Genomic DNA, 9,914 nt, shown 5'->3' on the forward strand with positions numbered 1-9,914 from the left:
TAAGTCAGGCGGGTAGGGAACACAGATTCATTGGATGGCATTCAAAATAACCACCCAAAAAATGAGAATTAGTAAGATTTATCTTACTCAGCTCATTACTGCGATACATGTTGGTTACGGGCTGTGAAAAATGACTTTATAACCTTGTTCGTTCCAGTGTTGTAGAAGTTCATTTTGTCTGCGGGTTGGCGTGATACCAGTCCAGACAAAAAGCGTTTGCCCGGGGAAGAGTTCAGGTCTTGGCGATTCAATGGGTTCAGCAAGCACGGCAATATGCCAGCCCGATTGCGATAAACGCCAGGCTTCGAGCCATAAACGGGTTCGGTCTTCAACATCCCAGGCCATCAGGATGGCATCTTTCCCTGATTTGCGCCGCGTTTCAGACAGCAGGGTGGCTACATATTCAATCAATGCGCCATCAAGCATACTGTTCATGATGCGGGATGTATTATGGTCAAGTATCAACCGCTGACGCACGGGAAGATAAACGCGATCAATCAACGCATCTACGGGGTAGGCGCGACCGAGTGCGATAATTTTGGCTCGCAGCTTCGGGGGATACGCCATACGAAGAATGCCCATCATCTCTTCTTGCAATTGATTCCAGTCGTCGTCAGTTTCACGGGTACTGGTTTCCAGCAATGCTTTAACTTTGCCAACGGGTGTGCCACTGCTAATCCAACGTTTTATTTCTTCAATACGTTGAATATCCTCTTCATCAAAGAGTCGGTGGCCACCTTCGCTGCGTTGAGGTTTGAGTAAGCCGTAACGTCGTTGCCATGCCCGAAGGGTGACAGGATTTATCCCGCAACGTTCTGCGACATCCCCAATGCTGTAATAAGCCATAATTCCCCCAGACACTCATGATTCTCCGTCACCGATATGCGGTTCCTGCTACTTTGTACAACATGCATCAAATTGTACAAAACATACATAGGATTCTAGCAAAATTAAGATTTACTTTACTATCACGTAGGGAGTAAATGCTGAATTTTTATGTTCAGCATAAAAGAGGTGGCGGGATTATTGTGTAATAACAATACGTTAATTATTATAACGCTGAGAAATCATTTTTTCTCTGGCCACGCGACAGACGGAGTACCATTCAGGCAGGCTCTTGCAAACAGGTTACCCTGGAAGATCTCAATACCCGCGGATTCAAGCCACATCCACTCTTCAGGTTTTTCGACGCCGACCGCAGAAATCATTATCTCCAGTGAAGCGCAGCATTTGATTATGGCCTGAATGATGGCCTGCCGTGGTCCACTTTTATGCACATCAGTGATGAGTTCGCGGCTTATCTTAATTCGGTCCGGTTGAAAGCGAGACAAAAGCTGAAGCCCGGCAAAACCTGCCCCGAAATGATCTATCGCCACACATATACCCGCTGCCTTGAGTGACTTCACGGCCTGCGCGAACGTATCAAAACGCGAAATAACTTCACTTTCGGTAAACTCTACAATGATTTGTTCAGGCACCAGTCCATGCGCCGCGATTTCGTTTATAAGAAAGCTGACTGCATCGGGTCTGTTTACCAGGGTCATGGGTAACAGATTAACCGACAGCATTTTGTGATTAAGTCCCAGTGCGCTTGCCATTGCAAATGCAGTCTTTTTGCTCTGCAGATCAGCGGTATACACATCTTCAGGTTTGAATTTGTCAAAATACGTTGCGGGCGTTTCACCGTCTTTACCGCGAATAAGGGCTTCCAGCGCAATGACGCGCTGTGACATAGGATCGATAATTGGTTGAAAAGCAAAGCTGAAATCTGTATCTGACGGGAGTGTGCTTTCATCCAGGATGGTACAGGTATTGTCGGTTATAAAACTCCAGTAATCAGGCGCAGGTATTTCAAAATAGCTCGATTTTTCCGTGGCGAGGACAAATGTGCGGAAAAACTGTAATGCTCTGTCATCATACGTGAGCTGAAATTTGGACGTACCCTTATTGAGTACAGCTTGCAGGACGTCATTCCGTTCATGTTTTTGTAAATCAAATAACTCCATCCCTACATTCCCGAATCTTCTCGCAGGCGCGTAATCACACATCAGTTCAACGATATTGTGGTGCCGGGGGTCGTTACAAATACAACGATAGATCTCTTTTACCTGCTCCTCTGGGCCTTCAAGCAGTTGGAAAAAGTGATGGCCGTTAAAGAGTAAGATCCCCGTAACATCTGATCGCCTGTTTTTGATATTTGCGGCTGTCACCATATCCTCAAGCGCTTTGAGAGGGGCGTCTTCACGTAGATGGCTACGGTAAATAATGGTCGTGAGCATGGACAGTCCGGGATCAAGGAAGGAGAAGAGGTCTGGTCAGTATCAGACAAACCAGGTTACGCCCTGATTTTAATACATAATTCTAACTTTGTCTTTACAAGTAATCGGGCTAATACAGATCAATTATCATTGATAATACAAAGTGATTTGTACAAAGAAATTGAATTTCATGGAGAACTTAACCATCGTAACCGCATGATTTAATTAGTTTAGCATTTTTTGCTAAAAATTAGCGTGCTATGTTGTACACATTTTCGGTACAGCTTTGCTACTGTTATAAAACTTAATATTCACCAGCATTTTGTTACAGGAGCACTCCATGCAGCAGCATACTGTTCGCACTGATTCTGCAAGCGCGATTTCTCGTTACTTTGCTAAAGCGCATCTGCCAACCCAACAGGAAACGTTGGGCGAAATCGTGACTGAGATACTAAAAGATGGGCGCAATCTCAGTCGCAAATCACTGTGTACCAAACTTCTGCACCGTCTTGAAAATGCATCAGGTGAGAATGAACAGAAACATTACAATGCGTTAATCGGCCTGCTTTTCGAATAAAATAAAGCCCTACTATGATAATGGGTAAGTAGTGAAGGAGTTATGAAGAAACCTGACAGTGAACGCTTGAAACATGAAATTACAGGTTTGGCTGTGCTAGAAATTTTGCGAATGCATACAGACGTTTCGTTAGCTGCACTGATTAAGCAATTGCGGCTTATGCATGCCAGTGAAATGGATGGTACACGTAAACAATTAATTGACAGCGTTATCAATGATTTTACAAATGTTAATCCGGGGAAGATAAGCAGAAAACCGGAAAAAACGAGAGATGAGAGTGCTTTCAGTGCCAGCAAAAACCCTAAATTACATTAAAGATAATTCTCCAGACTATACAAGCGAGGTTACCATGCTTCATGAAATTAATGTCCACAGTGTAATGACGGATAAAGCTTTATCAAGTTACTTCCATAATGCAGGTGAACTATTAGCAGATGAGTCAGTGGTATTGGGGCAGGCGGTAACAAATGTAATTCTGGCAGGTGATAATGTTAATAATAAAAACATCATTTTAAGCCTGATTAGTTCTCTGGAGTCAACAACTGACGTTGTCAAGGCAGACATTATCAGAAAAACCCTGGAAATAGTGTTACGTTATACGGCTGATGACGTCTAATGAGATAACACATTAATATAAATACACAGCACAATTATTGTATGATGTAAGTTCTGTCGCTTCGCTTTTTGGATTAAGACTATACATAGCATCCTCTTATTTTTATGACTGCATATTATGGAGTTGATATGGCTAATTCAATTCCGGAAGATTTTATTTTCCGCTGCGCTTTGTATAAGGATATAGAGCGTAATGTCATGTTAAAACAGGGTTGTATCAGTAATGATGTTCTTATTCAGGCATTCAGCACGCAGTTGAAGAATGAGAAGAATGTGATACTGACCGATCTCTATTCACAGATTCTGGCACATCTTCAACTCGATAAAACTTCGCAGCCCGGTGAGGTCAATGGTGATTTTTCGTTGAGGTCATAATGATGAACATCATGCAGGAACATGCTGGAAACGCAGTTTTATGGATTGATGATATCTATATCAGGCAAGGGTTAAAGAATATCCTTGCAGATATCGTTTTTGAAGATGACAAGGCGCGACTTGTTTTCTTCACCGCTAATCACTTTGACGCGGTAAAAAAGCAAAATTACGATCTGAGTACATATCGTCTGGTGCTGCTGATTGATGGCCATCTGTATCAGTATCTCAATGACATCTCACTTTACAGACTGCCAGTAGATAGCGATGTTGCCTCAATCAAGCAATTTATTATTGATATTACTCGTGCTGGTGGTAAGCACGAGCATCAATCGGAACTCAATATCTCCTTGACTGCGCGAGATAAATATATTTTAACGCAGCTAGGGGAGGGGCGAACTGTTTTTGAGATATCTGCCATGTTAAATCTACACTTAAAAACCATTTACCAGGCCAGGCAGAATCTGATCAAGAAACTTGGTTGCTCAGGGCTGATTGATTTTCAGGGAATACTGCAAGCGCAAATATTCCGGAACTGGCTGAAGCATGCCTGATCATCGATACGCTAAACTTACCTTCAGCGATTTGTGTACGTTTAAATCAATCGCTCGGGTTATCTCATCGATGATGTCTTCTGTTCTGAAAATAAATTAACGCGCATTATAAGAGGGCGATGATACAGCCTTGTCGGGATGCTTATGATTTATTTATAGATTTCAGCAACCCCGTGCGGTTCAGCTCGTTAATAATGCACTCAGGTTCTTCAAACAGAGGCATATTGTCTATATCTAAAACGCCATCATTTTTTTGTGGATCATCAGCCTGCAGGTCTGCAAACAGTGGAGTAAGATCCGGCCGTGCTTCGCCTCGTTCGGCCACCAGCTCAAACGTTTTATTTTTTGCCGCCTCGTTAGTCAGGGCACTGACCAGAACCTGGGCGATTTGCTGCCTTGATATCACACCATCTTCTGGTGTTCCTGCATGGCGACGATCCCCCTGAAGCAAAACGATTCTGTGTTCATCATCATTGTTGTAATCAAACCAGCCGGGTCTGACGATGGTATACGGGTGACCACTCGCTCTGACCAGACGTTCGGCACGTCTTTTCCAGTCATGAACCTCAGTGCGTTGATTCCAGGTGCTGAGTCGTTCAGTCACGCCAATCGTGGTCATTAAACCGATGCGTACAGGTGTATCCCTGAAGAGTCGTAAAATGTTGCGCACACCGCCGTAATCTATCGCTCTGGAGCCAATACGCCCCTGGCCATCGGAACCGAGCGTGAAGATGATGGCATCAATATCTTTCGGCAAATCGGTAAGTGTTTCAGGCATTGAAACATCGCCGTAAAAAACATCCGTTCCACGCGGAAGTAATTTTACTTTCCGTTTATTTCTGACCAGCGCCACGGGCTGATGGCCCATTTCGATAGCGGTATTCACGACATGAAGACCAATACTTCCGGTCGCGCCTGCAATGAGTATTTTCATGATAAACCTTATGATAATTCAGACTTATTTTCTCTACAGCCAGAATATCAATTATCATTATTGTCAGTAATAGGGCTAAAATGATTGTGTCTATGAACACCCTTCATGAGTGCGCGATGAAGGGAATGCCACCATAAGGAAATCGCCGATGCTCAAAGAAAACTTCAACGAACTGCAAATCTTTCTGGTGGTGGCAAGGGAGCGAAGTTTTACCAAAGCAGCGGGCAAACTGGGTGTATCTCAGTCTGCACTCAGCCATGCGATGAAGGCGCTGGAGGAAAGGCTCAATATCCGCCTTCTGACCCGTACGACCCGAAGCGTTGCCCCTACAGAGGCCGGTGAGAGAATTATTGCCTGCCTTGAACCGCGTATTGCCGATCTTGAACAGGAGCTGGAATCGCTGGTTCAACTGAACGGCACTGCCTCCGGCAATATCCGCTTATCTGCTGGGGAGCATGCCGCGCGAAGTCTGGTATGGCCAAAGTTAAAACCTTTCCTCAGGGAATATCCGGAAATTAATCTCGAACTGGTGGTTGATAACGGCTTTGTCGATATTGTTGAGGGCCGTTTTGATGCCGGGATCCGCCTGGGCGAAAGCGTGGATAAGGATATGGTTGCTGTAAGAATTGGCCCGGACATGCGCATGGCCGTGGTGGGAGCACCGTCTTACTTCGCGGCAAACCCTGCACCTGAAACGCCGCACGAGCTACAAAATCATCGGTGCATCAATATGCGCCTGCCGACTGCCGGTGGGCTTTATCACTGGGAGTTTGAGAAGGAAGGGAAACCGTTACGGGTCAGAGTGGAAGGGCAGGTAACGTTTAACCAGCAGGCAGAAAGGATTGATGCTGCTTTATCCGGTTTTGGCATTGCCTGTATGCCTGAAGACAGGGTGCAGGATTATATAAAGTCAGGAGAGCTTATTCAGGTTCTGCAGGACTGGTGCCCATCTTTTCCCGGATATTATCTCTACTACCCGAGCCGTAAGCAGCACCCGCCCGCATTTGCGCTGATGATCGATGCACTTCGCTACGCCCAATAACGGGTCCGTAGACCCGTTCGGGTATTAACGGCCTACGCGGGCCAGGTGCTCAGGAGAGTAACGTTCACCGACGATGTTAATCGTTTCCAGCGCCTGGGTTATCTGCTGCGTATCCTTCTGCGAAAGAATGATGTCGGCAGCCCCCAGGTTTTCCTCCAGCCGGTGCAGTTTGGTGGTACCAGGGATAGGAACAATCCACGGCTTTTGTGCCAACAGCCATGCCAGCGCGATTTGCGCAGACGTCACACCTTTCTCTGCCGCCAGTTCACCCAGCAAGGTGACCAGCTTTTCATTGGCTTCAATCGCCTGCTCGGCGAAACGCGGCACTTGGCTTCTGTAATCATCCTTGCCAAAAGTGGTTCCTGGCTTAATCGATCCCGTCAGGAAGCCTTTGCCTAATGGGCTGAAGGGAACGAAACCAATACCCAGTTCCTCCAGTAACGGCAGGATTTCCTGCTCAGGTTCGCGCCACCACAGAGAGTATTCGCTTTGCAGCGCAGTAACCGGTTGAACAGCATGTGCACGACGAATGGTATGTGCGCCCGCTTCGGACAGACCGAAATGTTTGACTTTGCCTTCCGCTATCAGGTCTTTCACCGTTCCCGCAACATCTTCAATGGGGACATCCGGGTCGACACGGTGTTGGTACAGCAGATCAATGACATCAGTCTTAAGGCGGCGTAATGATCCTTCCACAGCTTCACGGATATGTTCAGGACGGCTGTTTAAAATCTGCTGCTTGTTGTCCGCACCGAAGGTAAAACCAAACTTGGTGGCAATAACCACACGGTCACGAAACGGTTTTAAGGCTTCGCCTACAACCTCTTCATTAAGAAAGGGGCCATACACTTCAGCGGTATCGAAGAAGGTGACGCCACGTTCAACCGCAGCGCGAATAAGCTCGATAGCCTGACGGGTATCGGTCGCCGGACCGTAGCCATGGCTTAAGCCCATGCAGCCGAGCCCAAGCGCGGATACTTCGAGTCGGGATTTGCCCAGATAACGTTTTTGCATTGAATGAATACCTCTTTTATCGCGACTTAAACATCAAGTTTGCGGCCGGTCAGCCATTCCACCATCGCCGGATCGCGGTGAGAGAAGAAGGCGCTGGTTGCAGTGTCGAGGGCAGCAATCTGCAGCATATCTTCAGAACTGAGTTCAAAATCGAGAATGTTAATGTTCTCTGCCATGCGTTCTTTGCGCACCGATTTCGCCAGTGAAATGATGCCTCGCTGGAAGATCCAACGCAGAACAACCTGGCCCACGCTTTTGCCGTACTTCTGACCAATTGCCGTTAACACGGGATGCTGGAACAGACCATTTTTCCCTTCAGCAAACGGAGCCCAGGCTTCCGGCTGAATGCCACGGCTTTGATTCCAAGGAACGGCATGCAACTGCTGGTTGAAGGGGTTAACTTCAATCTGGTTTACCGCAGGGGCAACGTTGTTGAAGGCGATAAGGTCGGCCAGTCTGTCAGGATGGAAGTTGCTGACGCCAATGGCGCGAATTTTTCCTGCCTGTTGCAATTCTTCCATGGCACGCCATGCCCCATGAACATCACCGTAAGGCTGGTGAATCAGATACAGGTCAACATAATCAAGTTGCAGACGATTCAGGGAGCGTTCGAACTGGGCTTTAGCGCCTTCGTAATGAGTATCCTGCAGCCACAGCTTGGTCGTTACAAAGAGTTCGTTACGGGCGATACCGCTTTGTTTCAGAGCGTTCCCGACCTGGGTTTCATTCTGGTAAGACGCGGCGGTATCGATCAGGCGGTATCCCGTATCGATGGCATCAATCACGGCTCTTTCGCATTCAGCGGCATCAGACATTTGAAACACACCAAAGCCCAGCAGGGGCATTTCAATACCGTTGTTCAGTTTTACAGTTTGCATGACGTTATCCTTTGGCTGTTGTCGAGGAAAAGCATAACGCAAAGTTATTTATTCGATTAGATGGGGTAATTAGCTAGGGTTTATTAGATGTGTTCATTAATTTTGTGGCGTGCTGACGGTCAACTTTTTGTCAGAAGCGGCTGTTGCTAACTCCCCACGATAATAATCGTTGGGGTTCTTCTCAAGCACAGAGCGTTGAACTTTTTTGTTAATGCCTGAGCGATAGTGCTTTTCCCACTTCCTGGCATGAAGCTGAGGATGATTAGCATAGTTTGGCTGTGAAATGATGAAATCCAAAAGTATTAAAACACACTACACTCTGACTTGGGGATTTTGCGGCTCTATTACTACAAGCGATATGACAAGCGTCGAAAAGTGTTACTGCCAGCGTTACTCGTGGCGATCTCTGGGTCTGCCCGCTTAGCCGTTACATGCCAAAATCGGATGTAGTTGGTATTGTTAATAAGTTAACAAGTTATTAATTCATCAAAAAATATACATTACCGTAACAAGGAATATATTTTTAACTGCTCAACACTCCCCTATAAATATTAAACAAATGCTTGTTTGCATCTACCTTTGGTTGAAAGTCATGTTGTCGTATGTTTATTTAACTCGTTACCGCTGGAGTTAGGAATATTGATTAGAAGAAAATACTGGAGGTGATAGCAAAACGGTTAATAATTGTTCTCTGAAAAGTATATATCAGTGATAAAAATCACAAAACAATCTTAAATTCGGCTAATTGTCCTGTAATCTATATTATCTCCACTAAATGAATCGCACAAAACCTGAGCGTTTTTAAAAAATATGACAAAGAATTGTAAACTGCCTCTATCCGAGACTATAGCTCTTGGGGGGATGACGCTGGCTCTTTTTCTTGGTGCTGGCAATATTATATTCCCGCCGCTGGTCGGCATGCAGGCGGGCGCAAACGCCTTTAATGCAGGCTTTGGCTTTATCATCACAGCGGTTCTGTTCCCGGCACTGGCGATTATTTCCCTTGCCATTAATGGCGGTGATATCGCGGAATTAACGAAACCTTTAGGCAAATGGCCGAGCCTGATTTTTATTGGCATTTGCTTTTTAACGCTGGGGGTTTTATTTGGTACGCCACGCACCGCGACGATTAGCTACGAAGTCATCACCGATGGCGCAGCTAGTTCCCTGATGCAGAAGATTATATTTTCCGCCGCGTTCTTTGGCCTTGCTGGCGCGACGCTGGCTAAGCCGGGGAAAATGCTGGAAATCGTCGGTTTCTTCCTTTCGCCCATTAAAATTAGTGCCCTGATTTTTATCGGCATATGTGCCTGGTTACATCCGATTGGTGACCTCACGACCGCCACAATCGCATATCAAACTCGCGCGTTCGATACAGGGTTCGTCAACGGTTATCAGACCCTGGATGTGATCAGTGCGCTGTGCTTTGGCGCCATTATCACCCACACGCTTAAACAGCGCGGGATCCACCATCCGCGGGGCATCTTTACCCATTCCATCGCCGCAGCCTTTATCGCCGCTGCAGGTCTGGCCGTGATTTATATCTGCTATCTGTCGATGGGGTCCCACAGCCCGGTGCGGGGCGCAACAAACGGTATGCAGGTGATGAGCGCCTATGTCGAGACTGTTTTTGGCGTTTATGGCCGGGTGTTGTTGGCGGCGATCATTAC

General features: G+C 46.3%; 12 protein-coding genes. 7 read left to right on the forward strand and 5 right to left on the reverse strand.

The features are described from left to right. Positions 1-114: 114 nt before the first annotated feature. Together OGV52_RS19775 and OGV52_RS19780 are read right to left on the reverse strand one after the other, a co-directional pair. The gene (locus OGV52_RS19775) at positions 115-846 is read right to left on the reverse strand and encodes a MerR family transcriptional regulator (RefSeq protein ID WP_032931597.1); all 732 of its coding nucleotides are present in this window, start codon (positions 844-846) and stop codon (positions 115-117) included. 221 nt (positions 847-1,067) lie between these two features. Beyond that, complete coding sequence (locus OGV52_RS19780) at positions 1,068-2,279, reverse strand: diguanylate phosphodiesterase (protein ID WP_016156768.1); 1,212 nt, start codon at positions 2,277-2,279, stop codon at positions 1,068-1,070. 319 nt (positions 2,280-2,598) lie between these two features. Between OGV52_RS19780 and ycgZ the strand changes: the two genes are divergently transcribed. The 5 genes from ycgZ (at position 2,599) to OGV52_RS19805 (ending at position 4,376) form a co-directional block, all read left to right on the forward strand. Continuing rightward, positions 2,599-2,835 (forward strand): regulatory protein YcgZ, encoded by a 237-nt coding sequence (gene ycgZ, locus OGV52_RS19785; RefSeq protein WP_016153345.1) that lies wholly within the window; start codon positions 2,599-2,601, stop codon positions 2,833-2,835. Between the two features lie 42 nt (positions 2,836-2,877). After that, a complete protein-coding gene (locus tag OGV52_RS19790) occupies positions 2,878-3,150 on the forward strand; it encodes a hypothetical protein (RefSeq protein ID WP_047502190.1) in 273 nt (90 codons plus the stop codon). 34 nt (positions 3,151-3,184) lie between these two features. Then, positions 3,185-3,451 (forward strand): biofilm development regulator YmgB/AriR family protein, encoded by a 267-nt coding sequence (locus OGV52_RS19795; protein WP_016153343.1) that lies wholly within the window; start codon positions 3,185-3,187, stop codon positions 3,449-3,451. Between the two features lie 128 nt (positions 3,452-3,579). Then, positions 3,580-3,825: a hypothetical protein gene (locus OGV52_RS19800; protein WP_016156767.1), complete on the forward strand. Its 246-nt coding sequence runs from the start codon at positions 3,580-3,582 to the stop codon at positions 3,823-3,825. Continuing rightward, a complete protein-coding gene (locus tag OGV52_RS19805) occupies positions 3,825-4,376 on the forward strand; it encodes a LuxR C-terminal-related transcriptional regulator (RefSeq protein WP_141875267.1) in 552 nt (183 codons plus the stop codon). The genes OGV52_RS19800 and OGV52_RS19805 overlap by 1 nt, the downstream gene beginning before the upstream one ends. A gap of 142 nt (positions 4,377-4,518) precedes the next feature. On the opposite strand, the gene OGV52_RS19810 is transcribed toward OGV52_RS19805, so the two are convergent. Further along, a complete protein-coding gene (locus tag OGV52_RS19810) occupies positions 4,519-5,310 on the reverse strand; it encodes an SDR family oxidoreductase (protein WP_287109014.1) in 792 nt (263 codons plus the stop codon). Between the two features lie 148 nt (positions 5,311-5,458). On the opposite strand from OGV52_RS19810, the gene OGV52_RS19815 reads away from it, so the two are divergent. Continuing rightward, positions 5,459-6,352, forward strand: a complete 894-nt coding sequence (locus tag OGV52_RS19815) for a LysR family transcriptional regulator (RefSeq protein WP_016156764.1) — start codon at positions 5,459-5,461, stop codon at positions 6,350-6,352. A gap of 24 nt (positions 6,353-6,376) precedes the next feature. On the opposite strand, the gene OGV52_RS19820 is transcribed toward OGV52_RS19815, so the two are convergent. Together OGV52_RS19820 and OGV52_RS19825 are read right to left on the reverse strand one after the other, a co-directional pair. After that, positions 6,377-7,366 (reverse strand): aldo/keto reductase, encoded by a 990-nt coding sequence (locus OGV52_RS19820; protein WP_047502198.1) that lies wholly within the window; start codon positions 7,364-7,366, stop codon positions 6,377-6,379. A 26-nt stretch (positions 7,367-7,392) separates the two neighbouring features. Further along, positions 7,393-8,244: an aldo/keto reductase gene (locus OGV52_RS19825; protein ID WP_016153337.1), complete on the reverse strand. Its 852-nt coding sequence runs from the start codon at positions 8,242-8,244 to the stop codon at positions 7,393-7,395. Between the two features lie 861 nt (positions 8,245-9,105). Between OGV52_RS19825 and OGV52_RS19830 the strand changes: the two genes are divergently transcribed. Continuing rightward, positions 9,106-9,914: branched-chain amino acid transport system II carrier protein (locus OGV52_RS19830; RefSeq protein ID WP_287109094.1), on the forward strand; the 809-nt coding region annotated here is incomplete at its 3' end.

This window comes from Citrobacter sp. Cb041 (genome assembly GCF_030336655.1).
In the GTDB taxonomy this organism is placed as follows: Bacteria; Pseudomonadota; Gammaproteobacteria; order Enterobacterales; family Enterobacteriaceae; genus Citrobacter; species Citrobacter braakii.